Source organism: Rhizobium sp. BK275 (assembly GCF_014193555.1).
Taxonomy (GTDB): domain Bacteria; phylum Pseudomonadota; class Alphaproteobacteria; order Rhizobiales; family Rhizobiaceae; genus Rhizobium.
Genome location: NZ_JACHZL010000004.1, coordinates 287,234 through 308,005, shown reverse-complemented (window position 1 = coordinate 308,005; position 20,772 = coordinate 287,234). Strand labels below are relative to the sequence as shown.

23 protein-coding genes are annotated in these 20,772 nt (G+C 60.5%); 13 read left to right on the top strand and 10 right to left on the bottom strand.

Translation table 11 applies throughout. The annotated features are described in order from the left end of the window. Window positions 1-166: 166 nt before the first annotated feature. Window positions 167-361, top strand: a complete 195-nt coding sequence (locus FHT82_RS14955) for a hypothetical protein (RefSeq protein ID WP_183731892.1) — start codon at window positions 167-169, stop codon at window positions 359-361. A 354-nt stretch (window positions 362-715) separates the two neighbouring features. Here the strand turns inward: FHT82_RS14955 and FHT82_RS14950 are convergent, their stop codons facing one another. After that, window positions 716-2,245 carry a winged helix-turn-helix domain-containing tetratricopeptide repeat protein gene (locus tag FHT82_RS14950; RefSeq protein WP_183731889.1) on the bottom strand — a complete coding sequence of 510 codons (1,530 nt, stop codon included), beginning with the start codon at window positions 2,243-2,245 and terminating at the stop codon, window positions 716-718. 250 nt (window positions 2,246-2,495) lie between these two features. On the opposite strand from FHT82_RS14950, the gene FHT82_RS14945 reads away from it, so the two are divergent. Beyond that, entirely contained in the window at window positions 2,496-2,828 is a 333-nt protein-coding gene (locus FHT82_RS14945) for a hypothetical protein (RefSeq protein WP_183731886.1), read from the top strand. A 35-nt stretch (window positions 2,829-2,863) separates the two neighbouring features. On the opposite strand, the gene FHT82_RS14940 is transcribed toward FHT82_RS14945, so the two are convergent. Continuing rightward, window positions 2,864-3,760: a LysR substrate-binding domain-containing protein gene (locus FHT82_RS14940; RefSeq protein WP_183731884.1), complete on the bottom strand. Its 897-nt coding sequence runs from the start codon at window positions 3,758-3,760 to the stop codon at window positions 2,864-2,866. Window positions 3,761-3,860: 100 nt separating this feature from the next. Between FHT82_RS14940 and FHT82_RS14935 the strand changes: the two genes are divergently transcribed. Beyond that, the gene (locus tag FHT82_RS14935; RefSeq protein WP_183732764.1) at window positions 3,861-4,058 is read left to right on the top strand and encodes a hypothetical protein; all 198 of its coding nucleotides are present in this window, start codon (window positions 3,861-3,863) and stop codon (window positions 4,056-4,058) included. On the opposite strand, the gene xdhC is transcribed toward FHT82_RS14935, so the two are convergent. The 4 genes from xdhC to FHT82_RS14915 form a co-directional block, all read right to left on the bottom strand. Next, entirely contained in the window at window positions 4,034-4,885 is an 852-nt protein-coding gene (gene xdhC / locus FHT82_RS14930; RefSeq protein ID WP_183731881.1) for a xanthine dehydrogenase accessory protein XdhC, read from the bottom strand. The genes FHT82_RS14935 and xdhC overlap by 25 nt on opposite strands. Window positions 4,886-4,887: 2 nt before the next feature. After that, window positions 4,888-7,224 carry a xanthine dehydrogenase molybdopterin binding subunit gene (xdhB, locus tag FHT82_RS14925; protein WP_183731878.1) on the bottom strand — a complete coding sequence of 779 codons (2,337 nt, stop codon included), beginning with the start codon at window positions 7,222-7,224 and terminating at the stop codon, window positions 4,888-4,890. A 181-nt stretch (window positions 7,225-7,405) separates the two neighbouring features. Continuing rightward, window positions 7,406-8,872: a xanthine dehydrogenase small subunit gene (gene xdhA, locus FHT82_RS14920; protein ID WP_183731875.1), complete on the bottom strand. Its 1,467-nt coding sequence runs from the start codon at window positions 8,870-8,872 to the stop codon at window positions 7,406-7,408. A 27-nt stretch (window positions 8,873-8,899) separates the two neighbouring features. Then, window positions 8,900-9,676: a 3-hydroxybutyrate dehydrogenase gene (locus tag FHT82_RS14915; protein ID WP_183731872.1), complete on the bottom strand. Its 777-nt coding sequence runs from the start codon at window positions 9,674-9,676 to the stop codon at window positions 8,900-8,902. Between the two features lie 181 nt (window positions 9,677-9,857). Here FHT82_RS14915 and glpK point away from each other — a divergent pair, with 181 nt between their 5' ends. Next, complete coding sequence (gene glpK, locus FHT82_RS14910) at window positions 9,858-11,351, top strand: glycerol kinase GlpK (RefSeq protein WP_183731869.1); 1,494 nt, start codon at window positions 9,858-9,860, stop codon at window positions 11,349-11,351. A gap of 3 nt (window positions 11,352-11,354) precedes the next feature. Here the strand turns inward: glpK and FHT82_RS14905 are convergent, their stop codons facing one another. Together FHT82_RS14905 and FHT82_RS14900 are read right to left on the bottom strand one after the other, a co-directional pair. After that, window positions 11,355-12,218 carry a hypothetical protein gene (locus FHT82_RS14905; protein WP_183731856.1) on the bottom strand — a complete coding sequence of 288 codons (864 nt, stop codon included), beginning with the start codon at window positions 12,216-12,218 and terminating at the stop codon, window positions 11,355-11,357. A 101-nt stretch (window positions 12,219-12,319) separates the two neighbouring features. Then, window positions 12,320-12,466 (bottom strand): hypothetical protein, encoded by a 147-nt coding sequence (locus FHT82_RS14900; protein WP_183731853.1) that lies wholly within the window; start codon window positions 12,464-12,466, stop codon window positions 12,320-12,322. 38 nt (window positions 12,467-12,504) lie between these two features. On the opposite strand from FHT82_RS14900, the gene FHT82_RS14895 reads away from it, so the two are divergent. The 7 genes from FHT82_RS14895 (at window position 12,505) to greA (ending at window position 17,355) form a co-directional block, all read left to right on the top strand. Further along, window positions 12,505-12,879, top strand: coding sequence for a YciI family protein (locus FHT82_RS14895; RefSeq protein WP_183731850.1), 375 nt, complete (start codon window positions 12,505-12,507; stop codon window positions 12,877-12,879). After that, window positions 12,876-14,135, top strand: coding sequence for an RNA polymerase sigma factor (locus FHT82_RS14890; RefSeq protein ID WP_183731847.1), 1,260 nt, complete (start codon window positions 12,876-12,878; stop codon window positions 14,133-14,135). Before FHT82_RS14895 ends, FHT82_RS14890 begins: the two co-directional genes overlap by 4 nt. Before the next feature lie 78 nt (window positions 14,136-14,213). Beyond that, window positions 14,214-14,471, top strand: coding sequence for a type II toxin-antitoxin system Phd/YefM family antitoxin (locus FHT82_RS14885; RefSeq protein WP_183732761.1), 258 nt, complete (start codon window positions 14,214-14,216; stop codon window positions 14,469-14,471). Beyond that, window positions 14,471-14,893 carry a type II toxin-antitoxin system VapC family toxin gene (locus FHT82_RS14880; RefSeq protein ID WP_183731844.1) on the top strand — a complete coding sequence of 141 codons (423 nt, stop codon included), beginning with the start codon at window positions 14,471-14,473 and terminating at the stop codon, window positions 14,891-14,893. The genes FHT82_RS14885 and FHT82_RS14880 overlap by 1 nt, the downstream gene beginning before the upstream one ends. Before the next feature lie 100 nt (window positions 14,894-14,993). After that, on the top strand, window positions 14,994-16,052 hold the full coding sequence (locus FHT82_RS14875; protein ID WP_183731841.1) for an LLM class flavin-dependent oxidoreductase: 1,059 nt from the start codon (window positions 14,994-14,996) through the stop codon (window positions 16,050-16,052). A 40-nt stretch (window positions 16,053-16,092) separates the two neighbouring features. Further along, window positions 16,093-16,842, top strand: a complete 750-nt coding sequence (map, locus tag FHT82_RS14870) for a type I methionyl aminopeptidase (RefSeq protein WP_183731838.1) — start codon at window positions 16,093-16,095, stop codon at window positions 16,840-16,842. A 30-nt stretch (window positions 16,843-16,872) separates the two neighbouring features. After that, window positions 16,873-17,355 carry a transcription elongation factor GreA gene (gene greA, locus FHT82_RS14865; RefSeq protein ID WP_183731834.1) on the top strand — a complete coding sequence of 161 codons (483 nt, stop codon included), beginning with the start codon at window positions 16,873-16,875 and terminating at the stop codon, window positions 17,353-17,355. Window positions 17,356-17,395: 40 nt separating this feature from the next. On the opposite strand, the gene FHT82_RS14860 is transcribed toward greA, so the two are convergent. Further along, on the bottom strand, window positions 17,396-17,794 hold the full coding sequence (locus FHT82_RS14860; RefSeq protein ID WP_183731831.1) for a RidA family protein: 399 nt from the start codon (window positions 17,792-17,794) through the stop codon (window positions 17,396-17,398). A 194-nt stretch (window positions 17,795-17,988) separates the two neighbouring features. Between FHT82_RS14860 and FHT82_RS14855 the strand changes: the two genes are divergently transcribed. Beyond that, the gene (locus FHT82_RS14855; protein WP_183731829.1) at window positions 17,989-18,585 is read left to right on the top strand and encodes a TetR/AcrR family transcriptional regulator; all 597 of its coding nucleotides are present in this window, start codon (window positions 17,989-17,991) and stop codon (window positions 18,583-18,585) included. 143 nt (window positions 18,586-18,728) lie between these two features. Here FHT82_RS14855 and FHT82_RS14850 read toward each other — a convergent pair whose 3' ends face one another. After that, entirely contained in the window at window positions 18,729-19,343 is a 615-nt protein-coding gene (locus FHT82_RS14850; RefSeq protein WP_183731826.1) for a PadR family transcriptional regulator, read from the bottom strand. 160 nt (window positions 19,344-19,503) lie between these two features. Between FHT82_RS14850 and FHT82_RS14845 the strand changes: the two genes are divergently transcribed. After that, window positions 19,504-20,685, top strand: coding sequence for a YbfB/YjiJ family MFS transporter (locus tag FHT82_RS14845; protein ID WP_183731823.1), 1,182 nt, complete (start codon window positions 19,504-19,506; stop codon window positions 20,683-20,685). Window positions 20,686-20,772: the final 87 nt, after the last annotated feature.

Genomic DNA, 20,772 nt, shown 5'->3' with positions numbered 1-20,772 from the left:
TCAGTTCCCCTGTTCTTCCTCCGACTCGTGAGATTGCGAGAAATTCCGACGAGAAGAAAGGGGGATCGTGGGGTTTCTTGCCGCAGCGGACATTGCAGGAAGAGCTTGCCGGGTTTGGCATATGTGCTAAGGCATCGCCAGAGACGCTATTAGGAGCCGCTGAAACATGCAGATCGAAGTCCCTTGCCCGAAGTGCCGCAACACGCGCATGAAGTTTCCGCGCCCGCAGCCGATCGACAGCGACATCATCACCTGCTTCAGCTGCAATTTCGAACTCGGCACCTACGGCTCGATCAAGGCCAAGATGGTGGCGATGCTCAATCGTGTCGCGGCTGCCGAGCAGCAGAAGAAGAAGCACTAGTTTACGGCTTCAGCCGGTTCAGCTGTGCTGAGCGGGAAGGGTCCGCGGCCAGAACCGCAAGCCTTTGCGGATGAAGGCCATTAGTCCGGCGGTCTGCGGACCGGCTGAGCTTGGCACTTCTGGCTCAGCGATACAGTCGGCAATGTCCTCCAGCAGGCGGGTATCGAATGGACCGACAGATCGTGGGGCAGGGGTTAGCTTGCCTTGGTCGAGCGACAGGATCATCAAGGGCGATAACATCGGGGACCTCTCACAATGCGCGCTGTTTGCGCGCGATGGGAGGAGATTGGCCCGCTTGCTTGCGTCGGGTCCTTTAGCGACAGCCTAAAAGACCCAAAGAATGCCGAAACATTCCTAAGCTTCCGGCAGGCCTGCCTCGCGCAGGCCGTTGAGGATAGGGGACAGGCGCTCGGGAACTTTGGTTGCCTGTCCGCTCGCGATGCTTGCCAGCGTGCTGTCAGGCGCGATGCGCAGGAGATGCTGCAGGAAGCGTCTTGCCTCTTCTTTCCGTCCGAGAAGCATGTTGTCGGCGATCAGAATCCAGACTGTCGGATCGAAATTCGGGTTCAGCGCCAGAGAGCGTGACGCCCAGAGAAGCGATTGCTCGTAATTGCCGCGGATCATCTCGATATCGGCGAGGCCGCTGAAGGTGATGTGGGCGTAGGGATCAAGCGGGCTCAGGCGGTGGGCGCGCATGAGATATTCCTGCGCCTGATCAAGATTGCCGCAATGAAGATGAGCAATTCCGGCTCTGACGACGACGCTGAGGCTGTTGGGGTTGAGGTCGACGGCCGCCTGCATGATCGCCAGGCCCCAATCATATTCGCGCCCGACCTGAATGAGCGACATGCCGCAGGTGGCCATGATCGTGGCGTCGCCTCTTGCCAGTTCGATACCCCGGCGCGCAAGCGCGACGCATTTTTCTGCATCGTCGGGTCCGAAAGGCGGCCAGCCCATCGTTCTGCGATGTTCGAGCGTATAAGAGGCGAGCGCCAGAATACGGGCATTGTCCGGCTCGCGCCGGAGCGCCTCAGTCAATAGCGCATGCGCCTCGGCATTCTGACTGGAGGTTTCCGCGAGGATCTTCGGCAGGACCTGCAGACAGAGATCGTAGACGGAAATGCTGCCGGGTCGCTCACGGCGTGCGCGTTCCAGCTCGGCTTGCTGGACATGGGGTTCGATGCCGATGGCGACAGATTCGGTAATGCGGTCCTGAAATTCGAAGACGTCCTCGATACTGCCGTCGAAACTTTGTGCCCAAAGCTGCACATTGGCCGCGGCATCCACCAGCCGAGCATAGATGCGCAGTCTGTTGCCGGATTTGCGCAGGCTGCCTTCCAGCACATATTTGACACCGAGTTCGCTGGTGATTTTCCTGATGTCACCCGTGCCCCGATAGACGAAGCTGGTATTGCGGGCGATGACGGCAAAAGCCTTGAAGCGGCTCAGCGCCGTGATGACATCGTCAACGACGCCATCGGCAAAATATTGCTGCTCGGGATCACCGCTGAGATTTTCGAAGGGCAGCACTGCAAGCGAGGGGAATATGTCATCCCCGATATCGGCAAGTGGCGCCTGGCTCCTGAAAAGGCGATAGCCCAGGCGCGGCAGCGTGACGATCCATTCCTGCCCGTCCGGCCGCTGCCCGAGCGCCTTGCGCAGATGCGCGATCTGTACTGAAAGATTGCCTTCCTCGACTATCAGTCCCGGCCAGCCCGCTTCGATCAACGCGTCCTTTCCGACCGGGCGTCCGTCGGCTTCGAGCAGCGCCTTGAGCAGTGAAATCGCGCGCTGGCCGAGCGCAACTGGCTGGCCATCCCGCCGCAGCACGCTGCTGCCGGGGTCGAGCATGAAACGGCCGAAAGTATATCGCTGCTCTTCCATCGGAATACTTATATCCGCGCAATTTGAGGTGGCAATCTGGTTGTGCGTCATGCTGTGAAGCGGGCGTGTCACTCGTGTGCCTTAAAAAATCGCCGATTTCTGCGGCATTTTATCCAATGCTGATGCTCCGATGTGGAACAGCCGATTCCTTGAAATGTGAAATTTGGGTTACAGTTTTTAAACGCAGCCGCCGGGATGAGGTGGAAACCGCACGAAACTGGCGGCGCATTCATCGACGGAGAAGATGCCCATGCGCAGCATTCTGACATGCGTGATGATTGCATATGCGTCGTTCGCGACAGCCCACGACGCCGGTACGGGTTGGAGTTACGACCCCTACTGTTGCAATGGAAATGCCGAAACCGGCGATTGCCAGATGATCCCGTCCAAGGCCGTTGCCATCACGCCGGATGGTTATCGTTTGACGCTGAAGCCTGGCGATCACCGACTTGTGACGCGCTACCATGTCTTTCTGCTGCCGATGACCAAGGCGATGCATTCGGGTGACAGCGATTACCATCTCTGCCTGTTCCCGAACGAGGATACGCCGCGATGTTTCTATGCGCCCGAGATGGGCTTTTGAGCGAGATTTAAGATCTGTCGCGTTCGCGCGAGAGTTCAGTCCTGCTCGACATTGAATTTTTCCAGCAGCCATTTCCGGAAGTTTCTGATTTTCGGAACGTTGCGCCTATTTTCGGGATAGGCGAGCCAATAGTCGCGCCCATCGTTGCCGGTCAGTTCGAAGGGCTGATAGAGCCTTCCGGTGGCAACGTCTTCCTGGAAATGACCTGGGTTGAGCATGGCAACACCGCCTCCGGCCATGGCGATGCTGGCATCGAGGATCTGCGTGCCGAATTCGCTTTTCGGATAGCGCGAGAGATCGGCATCCTTGACGCCGGCGGCAGCAAACCACTGCGCCCACCATGGATCGCCGGCGCTGATCAGGGGCAGTTTCAGAAGATCTGCGGGCTCGTGAACGCCACCGATTTCGGCTGCGAGCTTCGGGCTCAGCATGGGGGCGAAATCAAGCTTCATAATGCAATGGCTGATGAGGCCCGGCCAATCGCCGCGACCCCAGCGGATCGCGACATCGGCGGCCTCTTTCTGAAAGTCGACGATGTTGCCCGAGGTGACGAGCCTGACGGCAATATCGGGAAACTGCAACTGGAACGCGCCGATGTAGCGCGAAAGCCATTGCTGGGCGAAGGTCGCCGTCGAATGAATCGTCAGCGTTTCCTCGGTCGCCTTGCGCATCGAAGCCATGGCTTCGATCAGGATGTTGAATGCTTCGGAGACCTTGGGTGCCAGATGTTCGCCCGCTTCCGTCAGCTCGATCTGACGCGGACGGCGCAGGAAAAGCGGCTCGCCGATATTCTCCTCCAGGAGCTTGATCTGATAGCTGACGGCGGTCTGCGTCATGCCGAGTTCGTCGCCTGCCTTGGTGAAACTGCCGAACCGGGCCACGGATTCGAAGACGCGCAGCGCGTTCAGCGGGAACTGCTTCGACAGTTTCATGGATAAGTTCTCTTTATGGATGCAGACGGTTGTTCGATTGGAATTGCAGCATTTTTCCCGGCAAACTGCAATCATCTCATCAAACCATCAAGGTGATGTCATGGATTGCCAAGCTATCGAAGAGTGCCGTTCCCCCGCAAAAGAGGCATTGATCACCGTCCTCATCCGCCGGCTGGCCTGGGGGATCGGCAGCCGGATGCCGCAGCTGGACATGGACGTCACACCCGATCGCATCAAGCGCGATCTCGGTTTTCTGGATGGACGCGATCCGCGTTACGAGGACGATCGGTTGCGATAGGCGGAAAGTGCGGCCAGGATTTCGGCTGTTGTCATGGCGGCGATCACTTCGGGGCGTTTGTCCTTCACCGCCGATCCGCCGATCGGCAAAGTGAGGCGATCGAGCCAGGAGCGCTCGCCGCCTGCCTCACGGGAAAGCCAGCTTGCAAAGGTGGCGCGCTTGGTCGCAGAACCGATCATGCCGATATAGGCAAAATCGGTGCGGGCGAGCGCTTCGCTGGCGATCAGGAAATCCAATGCGTGGTCATGGGTGAGGATGACGAGTGCCGCGCCGGCCGGCATATCCTTCACCAGTGCCTCGGGCATCGGCACCGACCGGCTTTTCGTCAAGACCGGAAGGTTGGCGAGTTCATCCTGCCGGGTCTCGATGACGGTGACCGAAAGCGGCAGTGGCGCGAGTGCTGCGACAAGCGCACGGCCGACATGGCCGGCACCGAAGACATAGACTTCCGGCAGATGTTCGGCTTCGCTTTCCTGTTTTTTCTTCAGTTCATCCCTGATCGCATCCGTCACAGGCCGGAAGCGCAGTTGCGTGCGGCCGCCGCAGCACTGGCCGATTTCCGGCCCGAGCGGAATATCCATCATATCCGTGCCGCCCGTGCCGGCAAGCATCTCGCGGGCATTGCCGATGGCGATGAATTCGAATTGGCCGCCGCCTATGGTGCCCCAGACGCTCCTTGCCGAGACCAGCATGAAGGCGCCGGGCTCGCGTGGCGTCGAACCTTGCGTGCCTGATATTTCGACGAGGATCGCTTCGGGCTGGAGGGCCAGGAAGGCGCGGAAGTCGCTGCCGGGCACAAAACCGGAAAGGATTTCGCGCCGCGTCATGGTTACACCCTCTTCATCCTCTCGACCGCCATCAGCACGCGTTCAGGCGTTGCGGGCGCATCGAGATTCGGGCAGACGCGATAATTCGCGACGCTCGCGACAGCCATGGAAAGAGCCTCCAGCACCGAGATCGCCAGCATGAAGGGCGGTTCGCCGACGGCCTTGGAGCGGCCGATCGTGGCTTCGGTATTTTCAGACCATTCGGCCAGGCGCACGTTGAAGATCTTCGGCCGGTCCGAGGCGAGCGGGATCTTGTAGGTGGAAGGCGCATGTGTGCGGAGCCGCCCCTTGTCATCCCACCAGAGTTCTTCCGTCGTCAGCCAGCCCATGCCCTGAACGAAGGCGCCCTCGACCTGGCCGATATCGATCGCCGGGTTCAGCGAGCGGCCGACATCATGCAGGATATCGGTGCGGTCGATGAGATATTCGCCGGTCAGCGTGTCGATCGACACTTCGGTGCAGGCGGCGCCATAGGCGAAATAGTAGAAAGGCGTGCCGCGGCCGGCCTTGCGATCCCAATGGATTTTCGGCGTCTTGTAGAAGCCGGCGGCTGAGAGCTGCACGCGGGCGAAATAGGCCTGCTTGATGAAATCGGGGAAGGGGACTTCGATGTCTCCGACCCGCACACGGTTCGGCAGGAAGATGACTTCCGAGGCCGGAACGCCCCATTTCTCCGCGGCAAAGGCGACAAGTCGTTCCTTGAGCTGACGGGCTGCATCGAAGGCGGCCATGCCGTTCAGGTCCGAACCGGAAGAGGCGGCGGTGGCCGAGGTATTCGGCACCTTGCCAGTCGTCGTCGCCGTGATCTTCACCCTGTCGATATCGACCTGGAAACTGTCGGCAAGAACCTGCGCCACCTTGGTGTAGAGGCCCTGGCCCATTTCGGTGCCGCCATGATTCAGGTGGATCGAACCGTCCTGATAGATATGGACGAGCGCGCCGGCCTGGTTGAAGGCGGTCATGGTGAAGGAGATGCCGAATTTGACCGGCGTCAGCGCGATGCCCTTGCGGATATAGCGGCTGTCGCGGTTGAAGGCGACGATGGCGTTGCGGCGGGCGCGATAATCGGCGCTGTCCTCCAGCTCCTCGACGACGCGGGCGATGATATTGTCCTCGACCTCCTGATGATAGGGCGTGGTCGTGCGCCCTGAACCCGTCTGGCCGTAGAAATTCAGCTTGCGAACATCGAGCGGATCTTTGCCGACGGCATAGGCGATCTCCTCGATGAAGCGCTCGGCACCGAGCATGCCCTGCGGGCCGCCGAAACCGCGGAAGGCGGTGTTGGAGACGGTATGCGTTTTCAGCGGCTGGGAGGTCAGATGCACATGCGGGTAGAAATAGCTTGAATCGGCGTGGAAGAGCGCGCGGTCGGTGACCGGGCCTGAGAGATCAGAGGAGAAGCCGCAGCGGGCCGAATAGGTGGCGTCGACGGCGTGAATGCGGCCTTCGTCATCGAAGCCGAGTTCGTAATCGACGCGGAAATCGTGGCGCTTGCCGGTGGCGCTCATGTCCTCGTCGCGATCCGGACGGAACTTAATGGCGCGCCTCAGTTTCTTGGCGGCGATTGCCGCAAGGGCCGCGAACTGGTTGCCTTGCGTTTCCTTGCCGCCGAAGCCGCCGCCCATGCGGCGCACGTTCACGGTGACGGCGTTCGAGGGAAGGTGCAGCACATGGCCGACGATGTGCTGGATCTCGCTCGGGTGCTGAGTGGACGACCAGACAGCAACCTCATCATCCTCGCCCGGGATCGCCATGGCGATATGGCTTTCGAGATAGAAATGCTCCTGCCCGCCGATGCGCATGCGGCCCGTCAGCCGGCGCGGGGCGTTGGCCATTTCCGTTTCCGGCTCGCCGCGCTTCAGTGTCATCGGCGTGATGACAAGCGGGCTGCCATTTTCAATAGCCCCGTCGATATCGCTCCAGTGCGGCAGGTCGCGATATTCGATCTTTGCCTTGCGCGCGGCGCGGCGCGCAATCTCGCGTGTTTGCGCGATCACCGCGAAGATCGGCTGGCCGTGGAATTGAACCAGAGTTTCGGCGAGCAGCGGTTCGTCATTGCTGCCGTTGGAGCTGACGTCGTTGACGCCAGGAATATCCTTGCCGGTGAAGACCCAGACCACGCCGGGATAGGTCTGGACCTCGGACAGATCCATCGAGACAATCTCGGCATGGGCGCGGTCGGACAGGCCAAGTGCGCCGTGCAGCAGATCGGACGGTTCAGGAATATCGTCGATATAATCGGCACTTCCGGTGACATGTTTATGCGCTGAATCATGGCGCAGCGAGATATGCATCTGGCCGTTGATGAGCTTGCGTTCCTCGAAGGTGGATTTGTCCATCAGATGACTCCTTCGCAAGGGAACGCGGTGCCGTGTGGCCCCCTCATCCGCCCTTCGGGCACCTTCTCCCCGCTGGGGAGAAGGGAATGCCGCGCCGTCTCATTACCCCCCTCTCCCCTCGGGGAGAAGGTGCCCGAAGGGCGGATGAGGGGGCGGCTTGTGCTGACATATGCCGTCTTCATCACGCCACCTCCTCGAACCGCTTCAGTTCGGCGGGCGCACCGACCGTTTCGAGGTAAAACCGCGTCAGCAGGTTCTTGGCCGTCAGCTGGCGGTATTCGGACGTGGCGCGCCAGTCCGTCAGCGGCTGGAAATCGGCATCGAAGGCGAGGCGGGCGGCCTCGACGGTCGCCTCGCTCCAGGGTTTGCCGATCAGTTCGGCCTCGACGCTGCGGGCGCGCTTCGGCGTTGCGGCCATGCCGCCGAAAGCGATGCGGATGTCGGTAACGTGCTCCGTCTCATCCAGCACCAGATGGAAGGCACCGAGGACGGCGGTGATATCCTCGTCGCGGCGCTTGCTGATCTTGTAGACGGCAAATTTCGCGTCGGCGGCCGGATAGGGCACGAACAAGCTTTCGACGAATTCGTCGCGCCTGCGGTCCTGCCTTCCATAGGCGATGAAATAATCTTCGAGCAGCAGCGTGCGCGTGCCCGCAGTCGAGCGCAACGTCAGCTGTGCGCCGAGTGCGATCAGCGGCGGCGGGCTGTCGCCGATCGGTGAGCCGTTGGCGATATTGCCGCCGATCGTGCCCATATTGCGGACCTGCTCGCCGCCGATGCGGGTGATGAGGCGGGCAACGGTCGGAATTTTCCGGGCAATGGTTTCCAAGGCGCGGGTATAGGTGACGCCGGCGCCGATGGTGATGCCGGTCTCGCCTGCGGTGATCGACTGAAGCTCCGTCAGGTGATTGATGAAGACCACGGGATTCAGTTGCCGGATCTGTTTCGTCACCCAGAGGCCGACATCGGTCGAGCCGGCAACGATCGTCGCTGCGGGTTCTGCGGCCAGGATCTTCGCCAGTGCCTCCAGGGAGCGCGGCACGATCAGACGGCCTTCTTCCGACGTGACCGTCAGCGTTTCCGATGCCTGCATGGCCCAGAGGCGGGCGATGATTTCGGCGCGGGTCTTTTCCAAGGGATCGAAGAGCGTGCTCGGGCGCTGCAGGCTCACCTGTTCGGCTGCCTTGACGATGGGCTCGTAGCCAGTGCAGCGACAGAGATTGCCCTGGAGCGCCTTTTCGATCTCGGCGCGGTCGGGTTTCTCGTTGGAGAGCCAGAGGCCGTAGAGGGACATGACGAAGCCGGGTGTGCAGAAGCCGCACTGCGAACCGTGGCAATCGACCATGGCCTGCTGCACCGGATGCAGCGTGCCGTCTTTCGCCGCCAGATGCTCGATCGTGACCACGTGAGTGCCCTGAAGGGAGCCGATGAAACGGATACAGGAATTGACGGATTCGTAGAAAAGCTTGCCGTCAATCAACCGGCCGACCAGCACGGTGCAGGCGCCGCAATCACCCTCGGCGCAGCCTTCCTTCGTGCCTGTCAGTCGCCGCCTCAGCCGGAGAAAATCAAGAAGAGTCTCGGTCGGCCGGACGTTTTCCAAGGAAACGTCCTCGCCATTGAGGATGAAGCGGATGCTGTCGTTCATGATGTTCCCGGTTGTTTTTCCAAATGGTTATGCCGCCGTCCAGCCCCCGTCAATCGAGATATGCGTGCCGGTTACCTGTCGGGCTTCCTCGCTTGCGAGGTAGAGGGCGAGCGCGCCGATCTCCTCGGCCTTGACGAATTCATGCGTTGGCTGCGCCTTGAGGATGACTTCGGTCTTGACCTGTTCCTCGGTCATGCCGCGCGCCTTGGCGGTATCCGGGATCTGCTTTTCGACCAGCGGGGTCAGCACGTAGCCGGGGCAGATGGCGTTTACCGTCACGCCGAATTCGGCAAGCTCGAGCGCTGCCGTCTTCGTCAGGCCTAATATACCATGTTTTGCCGCTACATAGGCAGATTTGAAGGGTGAGGCGACCAAGGCATGTGCCGAAGCGATGTTGATGATGCGGCCATGCTTTTTCGCCTTCATCAGCGGGATCGCGGCGCGCATCGTATGGAAGGAGCTGGACAGATTGATGGCGATGATCTGATCCCACTTCTCGATCGGGAAATCCTCGATTTTCTCGACATGCTGGACGCCGGCATTGTTGACGAGAACATCGACCGTTCCGAAGGTCCTGCCGGCGGTCTCGATCAGGTCGGCGATGTCAGAGGGTTTCGTCATATCGGCCGGATGATAGAGTGCCTTTGCCTTCGACGATGATTCAAGGCGCTCGACTATATCATTGATTTCCTCATTCTTTCCGAAACCGTTGATGACGAGGTTGTCGCCCCTGGCAGCGAAGGCGGTGGCGATCGCGAGCCCGATGCCGCTGGTGGAGCCGGTCACGACGACTGTTCTGCTCATGCTTCTTCCTTCCTGACTATGAGATGCTGCATTGCAACGTTGAAGCGAGGTTATGCCCAAAGGCGGCGGGCTGGCAATCGGGAAGTGGCTGAGGGACAAGAGCACTGCTTACGCCCTTCCAAGCCAGGCGGACCTGCCCTATTGATTTGCTACGACAACAGCATGCAGCGGGAGGAATCGCATGGGTGGATATGTTCTGGCGGTCGATCAGGGAACGACCTCGACGCGGGCGATCGTCTTCGACGGCGATATGAAGATCGCCGGCATGGGCCAGAAGGAATTCACGCAGATCTATCCGCGATCCGGTTGGGTGGAGCACGATCCCGAGGAAATCTGGGATTCGGTCGTTTCAACCGTCCATATGGCACTGCGCGAAGCCAAGGTGACGGCCAAAGATATTGCCGCACTCGGCATCACCAACCAGCGCGAGACCGTCGTCGTCTGGGAGCGCGAAACCGGCAAGCCGATCCAGAACGCCATCGTCTGGCAGGACCGACGCACCGCAAGCTATTGCGACAATCTCAAGCGGCAGGATCTCGAGCGCACCTTCACGAAGAAAACAGGCCTCATCCTCGATCCCTATTTCTCCGGAACGAAGCTTTCCTGGATGCTCGCCAATGTGAAGGGTGCGCGCGCAAGGGCAGCGCGCGGCGACCTCTGCTTCGGCACGATTGATACGTTCCTCATCTGGCGGCTGACGGGTGGCAAGAGTTTCGTGACCGATGCGACCAATGCATCGCGCACGCTGATGTTCAACATCGCGACCAATGAGTGGGACGAGGATCTGCTCGACATCCTGCGCGTGCCGGCCGCGATGCTGCCCGAAGTCAAGGATTGCGCCGACGATTTCGGCACGGTCGATCTGGAGATTTTCGGCGCGGCCATTCCAATCCTCGGCGTTGCCGGCGACCAGCAGGCGGCAACGATCGGCCAGGCCTGCTTTGAGCCGGGCATGCTGAAATCGACTTACGGCACCGGCTGTTTCGCGCTGCTCAATACCGGCAGCGACATGGTGCGATCGAAGAACCGGCTGCTGACGACGATCGCCTATCGCCTTGACGGTGAGACGACCTATGCGCTGGAGGGCTCGATCTTCATTGCGGGGGCGGCGGTGCAGTGGTTGCGCGATGGCCTTGGCATCATCGACAGGGCATCCGATACGAGTGATTTGGCGGAAAAAGCCGATCCGACGCAGGAGGTCTATCTCGTGCCGGCTTTTACCGGCCTTGGCGCGCCGCATTGGGATGCCAAGGCGCGCGGTGCGATCTATGGCCTGACGCGCAACAGCGGACCGGCAGAGCTTTCCCGCGCGGCGCTGGAGGCTGTCTGCTACCAGACGCGCGACCTGCTGGAGGCCATGCGGAAGGATTGGAAGAACGGCACCGACAATACGGTGCTCCGCGTCGACGGTGGCATGGTTGCCTCCGACTGGACGATGCAGCGGCTCGCCGACCTGCTGGAAGCACCGGTCGATCGGCCCGTCATTCTGGAGACGACGGCGCTCGGAGCAGCCTGGCTTGCCGGCAGCAGGGCCGGCGTCTGGCCGGATCGGGAAAAGTTCTCTGCCACCTGGAAGCGCGACCGGCGCTTCGAACTTGTCATGGACGACAAGACTCGTGCCGTCAAGCTCAAGGGTTGGAAGAATGCGGTGAAGCGGACGCTGAGCGAGGGGTAAGCTTCACTTCTGCTGAGGCGTTCGCAATTGCTGTTCCAGATCAGCTACCGTGCGTTCGAATTCCTGAACCTGGCGTCTACGATCTGTACCCTCGTCGAGGGACGCGGTCGCCTCCAGGGCGATTGCCAAGCACTGTTTTAGTCGCGGAAGATTTGTAGCCGCCATTTGCCCTTGAGCGGCGGCATTCAACGCGACCATTGCATGATAGGAGACAAAAGGCTGTTCTACCTTCGGGCGTTCCGCGAGCCAATTCAGCAATTCGTAATCGGGAAGCATTTGCAGAGATGCAATCGCCTGGAGCCTCTTTCCTGGTGACGGCGATCCTACCAACTCGTAACGGATGCGGGCTGCGGCCTTGCCGACCGTTCTCATCTGCGACATAATCGCCTCCATGGCTCGCGTCCTATTGGAACCGGACGGCAGTGAGGCACGAGTCTGCTCATACTGTGCTGCAAGTTGATCCACAATCTTACGGATGTAGTTTACGTCGGAATGTTTGGTGAGTTCGTCGACAGTTTCTGCGCGAGCGACATCTCCTGTGGTCGGCAAATCGCTTTTGCTGCCGGATTTTTCGGCACTCGCTTCGGCTTGTTTCAGCTCTGAGCTGATTTTTCCTTCCATTCCCCAGAACTTGAATTCGCTCAAACCACCCAGCATGGCCGCAATCTGTCGTCTAAAGAGGCTAACTGAAACAAGAACGACGATCGGCCAAGCAACCGATGAAATTAGTTGTGCGAATGCCTCTACTGTCGCTGGATCGACAAAATCTGGTTGTGACGGCGGTGTCGGGTTGGCGGCCGCTCGTAGCAGCTCAGTCAACGCGGCGATAAACTCAGGCGAGGGAGCGGTCTGAGACGTTTCGATCATGCCTATGCCCCAAGTCAACAGTGTGTATGACAGCCATAGACATTGTGTTTTTTCAACTTAAATCTCCGATTGTGGCCCATGAGACGAACGCCGGACGCGATCTACTTTTCCAGCCAGAATGTTGCGGTGCTCCAGAAGGTCACGTTGGCGCCGAGATTGCCGAGCCCATGCGCATCGTGAATCGGGATGCTTCGATCAGATTCGCTCGTTTTCCCATCCGCAATTTTTTGATGCGGCCTGTCGGCCAAACGGTTACTCCTTCGTCATTCGGAAAGAGGAGTTACCGATGCTTTACGCAATCCTTTGCTACGCCAATGAGGAAACCGTTTTTGCCTGGACCGAGGAGGAAGAGGCTGCCGTCATGGGAAATCTCCATGCCGTGATCGAGCCGCTTGCCGCTGCCGGCAAGCTCGGCCCGACCGGCCGGCTGATGCCGACGACGACCGCAGCGACCGTGCGCAAGGGCAGGGACGAGGCCTTCGTTGTCGACGGTCCGTTTGCGGAAACGAAAGAAGCGCTTCTCGGCTTCTATACGGTTGATTTCGAAACGCTGGATGAGGCGATCGCCTTCTCGAAACAGCTTTCGGCGGTCAATCCGGGTTCCACCTCTTACGAAATTCGGCCGTTCTACACCTTCAGGCCGGGAGAGATCGCATCATGACAGACATTGCCTGGATCGACCTCGCGCTTGCCTCGGCCCGGCCGAAGGCGCTCGGCGCGCTGCTGCGCTATTTCCGCAATCTCGATACTGCGGAAGAGGCGTTTCAGGAGGCGTGCCTGAGGGCGATCCGGACCTGGCCGGAAAAGGGGCCGCCGCGCGACCCGACGGCCTGGCTGATCTTCGTCGGCCGCAACAGCGGCATCGATGCGGTGCGCAAGCGGGCGAAGATCCAGGCGCTGCCGGATGAGGATCAGATTTCGGATAGGGAGGATGCCGAAAGCGATATCGCCGATCGGCTGGACGATTCCCATTATCGCGACGATATCCTGCGGCTGCTGTTCATCTGCTGCCATCCGGACCTGCCTGCCACGCAGCAGATTGCGCTGGCGCTGCGCATCGTCTCCGGCCTGTCGGTCTCGCAGATCGCCCGTGCCTTCCTCGTCTCCGAAACCGCCATGGAACAGCGCATCACGCGCGCCAAGGCGCGGGTGGCGAAAGCCGGCGTACCCTTCGAAACGCCGAGCCCGCAGGAGAGGGCCGAGCGACTGACGATCGTCAGCACGATGATCTATCTGATCTTCAACGAGGGCTACAGTCAGGCCGATCCGGAGCAGGAGGCGGCCGCCTTCAGCGACGAGGCGATCCGGCTGGCGCGGCTGATGCTGCATATCTTCCCCGCCGAGCCGGAACTGATGGGGCTGCTGTCCCTGATGCTGCTGCAGATTTCCCGCCGTCAGGCGCGCTTCAGCGCCGAGGGGGAGATCGTGCTGCTCGAGGATCAGGACCGCTCGCTCTGGAACCAACCCTTTATCAACGAGGCGCTGGCGCTGCTCGACAAGGCGCTGCGTCACCGCAGGCCCGATCCCTACCAGCTGCAGGCGGCAATTGCTGCCGTTCATTCGCGCGCCAAGCGGGCTGAGGATACAGACTGGGTGGAAATTGATCTGCTTTATCGCGCGCTCGAGCGTGTCCAGCCTTCGCCCGTTGTAACGCTCAACCGAGCGGTTGTGGTCTCAAAGCTGAATGGACCGCAGGAGGCGCTCGACCTGATCGAGCAGCTCGATGAGAAGCTCGGCGGCTATTTCTACTACCATGGTCTGCGCGGCAATCTGCTGAAGCAGCTCGGGCGCATCGCGCAGGCGCGCGTCGCCTTCGACCGCGCCATTGCGCTTGCCCATTCGGCGGCGGAAGCTGCCCATATCCGCCGGCAGATCGACAAGATGCAGGAAGAGGCGGCGCAGCCGGCGACGAAATAAAGTCCAGCCCGCGAGTCTTCGATCTGGATTCGGATTGGCGAAGCCTCATATATGTAGTAATGTTTCTACATTGAGGTGATTGCCATGACCGTGATGACCAGCAGACAGTTCAACCAAGATAGCAGCAGCGCCAAAAAGGCGGCAGCGAAGGGTCCGGTTTTCATAACCGACCGAGGCAAGCCTTCGCATGTCCTCCTGACAATGGAGGAATATACCAAGCTTACCGGAAAGACGCTGAGCATCGCCGAGCGCTTTTATTCACCGGGTGCGGATGAGATCGATTTCGAGCCGCCGCGGATCGACGATGTCGGACTGAAGGCGGTTGACTTCTCCTGATGTATCTCATCGATACGAATGTCTTATCGGAATTTCGCAAGCTCTTGACCGGTCGCGCGGATCAAAGTTTTTCGCGATGGTTCGAGGGGGTGGCTATCGAGCAGCTACATGTTTCGGTCATGACGCTGTTCGAGATCGAATATGGCATATTGCGGCTTCAGCGTTACGACGCCAGGCAGGCTTCTGTTCTGAGCGACTGGTTCGAGCAGGCGAAGACCCAGATGCAGGGGCGGATCATCGATATCGATAGGGCCATCGCGTTGCGGTGTGCTGCTCTGCATATTCCCGATCCGCGATCGCGGCGGGATTCCTTCATCGGCGCGACGGCACTCATCCATGGGCTGACGCTTCTTACCCGCAACGTCGGAGACTTCAAGGGAATGGGTGTGGAAATCATCGATCCGTGGCAGGCACCGGCCTGACGCGGCCATCAACTTTATCGAACAATCCGTTCCAGAATTTCCGTTTGCTCCGAGCCCTGCCGGACCTTATCTCAGGGGCAAGTTCAACAGGGTGCCGATCATGGAACTGGGCCTTTATACATTTGCAGACGTCAATCCGAACGCTTCCCGCAAGGGAGTGGAAGCGGCCGAGCGGATCAGGCATCTGATCGAGGAGATCGAGCTCGCCGATCAGGTCGGGCTCGATGTCTTTGGGCTCGGCGAACACCATCGACCTGATTATGTGGCCTCCGCACCGGTGGTCGCGCTTGCTGCCGCCGCGACGAAGACCAAGACTATTCGTCTTACCAGCGCCGTCACGGTTCTCTCTTCGGACGATCCGGTGCGGGTGTTCCAGCAGTTTGCGACGCTCGACCTGATTTCCAACGGCCGTGCGGAGATCATGGCGGGGCGCGGCTCCTTCATCGAATCCTTCCCGCTCTTCGGCTACAATCTCGAAGATTACGACCAGCTCTTCGAGGAGAAGCTCGATCTTCTTCTGGCTCTGCGCGACAACGAGGTGGTCGACTGGAAGGGTGAGCTGCGCGCGCCGATCCATGGCCGCGGCGTTTATCCGCGGCCGCTGCAGGATCCGCTGCCGCTGTGGATTGCGGTGGGCGGTACGCCGCAGTCGGCAGCGCGCGCCGGTGCGCTCGGCCTGCCGGTGGCGCTTGCGATCATCGGTGGCGAATATCCGCGTTTTGCGCCGCTGTTCGATCTCTATCGGGAAGCGGCCCGCCGGGCGGGGCAGGATGCGACGAAGCTGAAGACCAGCATCAACGTTCACGGTTTCATCGCCGATACGACGGAGGCCGCGGCCGACCAGTTCTACGGTCCGCAGGCCGAAGTGATGAACCGCATCGGCCGCGAGCGCGGCTGGGGACCGACGAGCCGGGCGCATTTCGACATGTCGCGCGGCCCGACCGGCAATCTCTTCCTCGGCGATCCGGAACTGGTGGCAGAAAAGATCATTGCCGCCCACAAGGTTTTCCGCAACGACCGCTTCCTGCTGCAGATGGCGATCGGCCAGATGCCGCACGACCAGATCATGCGCGGAATCGAACTTTACGGTACAAAAGTAGCGCCGATCGTCAGAAAGGCATTGACTGGGGCTTCCGAAGACGCGAAATCCACCGCTTGACGAAGAGCCTGTCGCTCTCGGGTGAAACCGGAACGGGTCTATGGTTATCGAGAACGACGAGGAACTTACCAAGCTCAAGGATATCGGCCGCATCTGTGCCAACGCCATACAGGTGATGGCGGCGGCGATGGAGCCGGGCATGACGACGCTCGAACTCGACCAGATCGGCCGCAAGGTTCTGGAAGATGCCGGCGCGCGCTCGGCGCCTGAATTCTGCTACCAGTTTCCGGGCGCGACCTGCATCAGCGTCAACGAGGAAATTGCCCACGGCATTCCCGGCCCGCGTGTCATCCGTCCGGGGGATCTCGTCAATATCGACGTTTCGGCGGAAAAGGACGGCTTTTTTGCCGATACCGGCGCCTCTTTCGCCGTGCCGCCGGTCAAGTCGAAGATCGAGAAGCTGTGCCGGGACGGCCGGCGGGCGCTGTGGGTCGGCCTCAACCAGATCAAAGCCGGCGAGCCGCTGGCGAAGATCGGCAATGCCGTCGGCGCCTTTGCCCAGAAGAACCGCTATACGCTCGTTGCCAATCTCGCGAGCCACGGCGTCGGCCGTTCGCTGCATGAGGAACCGGCCGAGCTTTCCACCTGGCCCGATCCGTCCGAGCGGCGCATGATGACGGAAGGCCTCGTTTTTACCGTCGAGCCGTTCCTGTCGCTCGGGGCAACGTGGGCAGAAGGCGGCGATGACGCCTGGACGCTTTATGCCGATCCCCAAGCCCCGACGGTGCAGTACGAGCACACAGTCGTTGCAACCCGCAACGGGCCGATTATTCTGACATTGGCGGCTTGAGGGGCATCACCCTCGCTGTTGGAGGTCGAGATGGCTGTTGCCTTCACCAAGGAAGAGAGTGCAGAAACCGCAGCGGAAACGCTGCTGCCCGACCGTCCGATTTCGCCGCATCCCAATCTCGTGACGGAGGCCGGGCTGAAGGCACTTGAACTGCAGGTGCAGGACGCGCGCCAGGCCTATGAGGCTGCGAGCATGATCGAAGATGTCAACGAACGGCGGCGGCAGCAGGCCAATCCCCTGCGCGACTTGCGTTATTTCGTCGAACGCGTCCGCACGGCGCAACTGGTTGCCGACCCGAGCGCGACCGACGTGGTGGCCTTCGGAAGCACGGTCACCTTCAGCCGCGATGACGGGCGGGTGCAGACCTATCGCATCGTCGGAGAGGACGAGGCCGATCCGAAAGCCGGGTCGATTTCCTATGTTGCGCCGGTCGCTCGGCTCCTCATGGGCAAGGCCGTTGGAGATGTCGTCACTGTCGGCGATCAGGAACTTGAGGTGATCAGGATTTCATAGAGTGCCGCATGCGCTTTGCGCGCGGCACTCATGTTTTGCTTCAGGCCGCCTGCGGCAGGCGGGCGATGACCTTGATCTCGAAATCGAAGCCGGCTAGCCAGTTTACGCCGATAGCCGTCCAGTTCGGATAGGGCGCCTCGCCGATTTCCTTCATTCTGATGTCCGAGATGATCTGCCACTGTGCTTCGGGATCGGTGTGGAAGCTCGTGACATCGACGACGTCGTCGAATGTGGCACCGGCAGCCGCCAGCACGGCTTTCAGATTGTCGAAGGCAAGCTGCACCTGCTTTGCGAAATCGGGCTCGGGCGAGCCGTCCTCACGGCTGCCGACCTGGCCGGAGACGAAGAGCAGGTCGCCGGAGCGGATTGCCGCGGAATAGCGGTTGATTTCATAGAGCGCCTGCCGGCCGGCCGGGAAGATCGCGTCACGCTTGGCCATTGTTTTTCTCCTGTAGACAAAAGGGTACCCATCGCCGAACACGCGTTCGTCGTGAGAGGGAAAGCATTCGTGGATACGGGGCTTGCCCGTCATGCGGAGCTGCAATTGATATACGCTCCGTATGTGGATATATCAGGAGATACGCCGCGTATGTCAATACACATACGGTGCGTATGTGAATTTTGGAGATCGTGATGACCGCAAGAACCCGGACACAGATGATGGAGCAGACGCGGGCGAAGCTCATTCAGGCCGCCCGGAAAGCCTTCGCAGTCAAGGGCTATGCGGCGGCCTCCATGGATGATCTGACCGCCGATGTCGGTCTGACGCGTGGCGCGCTCTATCATAATTTTGGCGACAAGAAGGGCCTGCTGCAGGCCGTGATCGACCAGATCGACGCAGAGATGGGGGAGCGGCTGCGCATTGAGCGCGACCGGGCGGAGACGGCCTGGCTCGGCCTTCTCGCGGAATATACCGCCTATATCGAGATGGCTCTGGAGCCGGAGATCCAGCGTATCATGTTGCTCGACGGACCAGCCGTGCTGGGTGATCCCTCGCAATGGCCGAGCCAGAATGCCTGCCTTCGCACGACGACCCAGACCATGCAGGCGCTGATCGACGAAGGGGCGGTCAGACCCGTCAATGCGGAGGCTGCGGCCCGCCTGCTCAACGGAGCGTCGCTCAGCGCGGCACTCTGGATCGCCGCAGCGGATGATCCTCATGCCGTTCTGGCAAAGGTCGTCGAAGCATTCCGATCCCTGGCAAGCGGTCTCCTGAAGGTCGAGGACTGACTACTGCATAATTCCTTAAATCGGAATCGATTTAAGGACAAAATTATGCAGAAACTCAAAGTGTTACAGCGTCCTTTGTGCGTCTTAAAAAGACGCGCGGCGCTGTAGGGCGGCGACTTCGGCCGCCACTCGCTCAAGCGACGTTAGTCCTGCTGCGGGTCGGTCTTGCCGCCCTGCAGGATCTCCATGGCTGCACGCTCCAGAATCCCGGAAATCCTGGCAGCCTCGCTTGTTGACCAGGGATGGCGCATGCGCAGGGCGGAGCGCAGCAGCTGGCGTGCGGCATGGACGTTGCTGTGGTCGCGGCCGAATTCATCGTCCTCGTGGTCACGACGCCGATGGCCGTGGCCACCGCGGCCCCCGCCTTGGGGCTGGTCGGGATCGAACATGCGGTTAACGAAGGCCATGCCTTCGGCAATGCGTTCCAGCTTGGCAAGCGTCTGGTCGATCATGTCGCGGTTTTCCTCCACCTTCCGGCGGCCGGCTTCGGTGATCTTGTAGAGCTTTTTTGCCCCTTCGTTTTCCACTTCCGCCAGTCCGGTCTCTTCCAGATAGGTGAGCGCGGGATAGATGACGCCCGGGCTCGGCACGTAGAAGCCGCCGGAGCGCTCCTCCAGCGTCTTGATCAGTTCATAGCCATGGCTTGGACGCTCTTCCAGAAGCGCCAGCAGGATCGTCTGCAACTCGCCGGCAGAAAACCTGCGGCCCATTCCCATGCGCATCGCCTCACCGACGAATCCGCCCCGAAAACCTCTCATGATTTGCTCCTTCGGTTTCGATGTATCGCTCACTATGTCGTAAACATATATCGTAAGATATATCATTCAAGAGGCACTGCGAAAAATCTGTTCGTGAAATTGAAGAACTCATCAGAATTAGTCACTTGTGACGACCATGCTGCAGCGCGATAAACGGGCCATGTTGGCTCCCAATGACGACCGCCCGGTCAATCTCCTCACCACAGCGCTTGCAGGCGCCGTCGCCATGGCGGCGGCGATGGGTTTCGGGCGTTTTTCCTTCACCCCGATCCTGCCGGGAATGATGGTCGCCGTGCCGCTATCGGCCGCCGACGCGGGTTTCATCGCTTCCGCCAATTTTGTCGGCTACCTCGTCGGTGCTGTCCTAGCTGCCTATGGCTGGGCGGCGGGGCGCGAGCGGCTGGTGGCGCTTCTTTCGCTGCTGGCGACCGCAATCCTGCTTGCCGCCATGGCGGCGACGGACTCGGTGATGCTCTTTGCGGTCATCCGCTTCCTCGCTGGCGTGGCAAGCGCCTTTACGCTGGTCTTCAGTTCGGCAATCGTGCTGAGCCACGGGGCCGCTGCAAACAATGATCACGTTCAGGCGACGCATTTCGGCGGGCCGGGGGCGGGGATCGCGATTTCCTCCGTCATGGTGTTTGTATTGGGTTATGTCTTTGACGACGCAGCCGGTGGCTGGCGCGCGGACTGGATCGGCGGGGCGCTCTTCTGCCTTGTCAGCTTTGGCATCGTCTGGGCATTGCTGCCGAAGGCGCCGGTACATACGGGCAAGGCAAAGGAGCCTGATCTCACCTGGAACCGGCCGATGGTGCTGCTGACGCTGTCCTACGGGCTTTTTGGTTTCGGCTACGTCATCACCGCAACCTTTCTCGTCGCCATCGCGCGCATGAGCGCCTCGGGGCCGATCGTTGAATTCCTCTGCTGGTTCATTGCGGGACTGACGGCCACCATCGCGTTGTTCATCTGGAAGCCCTTCGTGCGTGTGCTCGGGATCGGCGGCGTCTATGTGGCCGCCCTCATTATCGAGGCTGTCGGCGTGCTCGCGACCGTGGCACTGCCGCATTCGGTGGCACCGCTGATCGGCGGTGCGCTGTTCGGCGCAACGTTCCTTGCCATCACCGCCTATGGATTGCAGATCGGCCGCCGGCTGTCACCCGAGAGCCCGCGCCGCATCCTGGCGCTGATGACGGCCGCCTTCGGTATCGGTCAGATCATCGGTCCTGTCGTTGCCGGCTGGATCGCACAGGGAACCGGAAATTTCGTGCTGCCGACCATCATCGCCGCAATCGTGCTGGTTTTCTGCGCAGCTCTGGTCATGCCGGTGATGAAGAAAATCCCTTAAGTGATTACAAGTGCGTAACAATGGGCTGGACCCATTGCCGCTTTCTTCGAACTGCCTTAATTTCCGGGCAATCAGTGGTTCGCCACT

Coding starts and splice junctions, on each gene's coding strand:
- FHT82_RS14955 (WP_183731892.1), top strand. CDS start 167: ATGCAGATCGAAGTCCCTTGCCCGAAGTGCCGCAACACGCGCATGAAG.
- FHT82_RS14950 (WP_183731889.1), bottom strand. CDS start 2,245: ATGGAAGAGCAGCGATATACTTTCGGCCGTTTCATGCTCGACCCCGGC.
- FHT82_RS14945 (WP_183731886.1), top strand. CDS start 2,496: ATGCGCAGCATTCTGACATGCGTGATGATTGCATATGCGTCGTTCGCG.
- FHT82_RS14940 (WP_183731884.1), bottom strand. CDS start 3,760: ATGAAACTGTCGAAGCAGTTCCCGCTGAACGCGCTGCGCGTCTTCGAA.
- FHT82_RS14935 (WP_183732764.1), top strand. CDS start 3,861: ATGGATTGCCAAGCTATCGAAGAGTGCCGTTCCCCCGCAAAAGAGGCA.
- xdhC (WP_183731881.1), bottom strand. CDS start 4,885: ATGACGCGGCGCGAAATCCTTTCCGGTTTTGTGCCCGGCAGCGACTTC.
- xdhB (WP_183731878.1), bottom strand. CDS start 7,224: ATGGACAAATCCACCTTCGAGGAACGCAAGCTCATCAACGGCCAGATG.
- xdhA (WP_183731875.1), bottom strand. CDS start 8,872: ATGAACGACAGCATCCGCTTCATCCTCAATGGCGAGGACGTTTCCTTG.
- FHT82_RS14915 (WP_183731872.1), bottom strand. CDS start 9,676: ATGAGCAGAACAGTCGTCGTGACCGGCTCCACCAGCGGCATCGGGCTC.
- glpK (WP_183731869.1), top strand. CDS start 9,858: ATGGGTGGATATGTTCTGGCGGTCGATCAGGGAACGACCTCGACGCGG.
- FHT82_RS14905 (WP_183731856.1), bottom strand. CDS start 12,218: ATGATCGAAACGTCTCAGACCGCTCCCTCGCCTGAGTTTATCGCCGCG.
- FHT82_RS14895 (WP_183731850.1), top strand. CDS start 12,505: ATGCTTTACGCAATCCTTTGCTACGCCAATGAGGAAACCGTTTTTGCC.
- FHT82_RS14890 (WP_183731847.1), top strand. CDS start 12,876: ATGACAGACATTGCCTGGATCGACCTCGCGCTTGCCTCGGCCCGGCCG.
- FHT82_RS14880 (WP_183731844.1), top strand. CDS start 14,471: ATGTATCTCATCGATACGAATGTCTTATCGGAATTTCGCAAGCTCTTG.
- FHT82_RS14875 (WP_183731841.1), top strand. CDS start 14,994: ATGGAACTGGGCCTTTATACATTTGCAGACGTCAATCCGAACGCTTCC.
- map (WP_183731838.1), top strand. CDS start 16,093: ATGGTTATCGAGAACGACGAGGAACTTACCAAGCTCAAGGATATCGGC.
- greA (WP_183731834.1), top strand. CDS start 16,873: ATGGCTGTTGCCTTCACCAAGGAAGAGAGTGCAGAAACCGCAGCGGAA.
- FHT82_RS14860 (WP_183731831.1), bottom strand. CDS start 17,794: ATGGCCAAGCGTGACGCGATCTTCCCGGCCGGCCGGCAGGCGCTCTAT.
- FHT82_RS14855 (WP_183731829.1), top strand. CDS start 17,989: ATGACCGCAAGAACCCGGACACAGATGATGGAGCAGACGCGGGCGAAG.
- FHT82_RS14850 (WP_183731826.1), bottom strand. CDS start 19,343: ATGAGAGGTTTTCGGGGCGGATTCGTCGGTGAGGCGATGCGCATGGGA.
- FHT82_RS14845 (WP_183731823.1), top strand. CDS start 19,504: ATGTTGGCTCCCAATGACGACCGCCCGGTCAATCTCCTCACCACAGCG.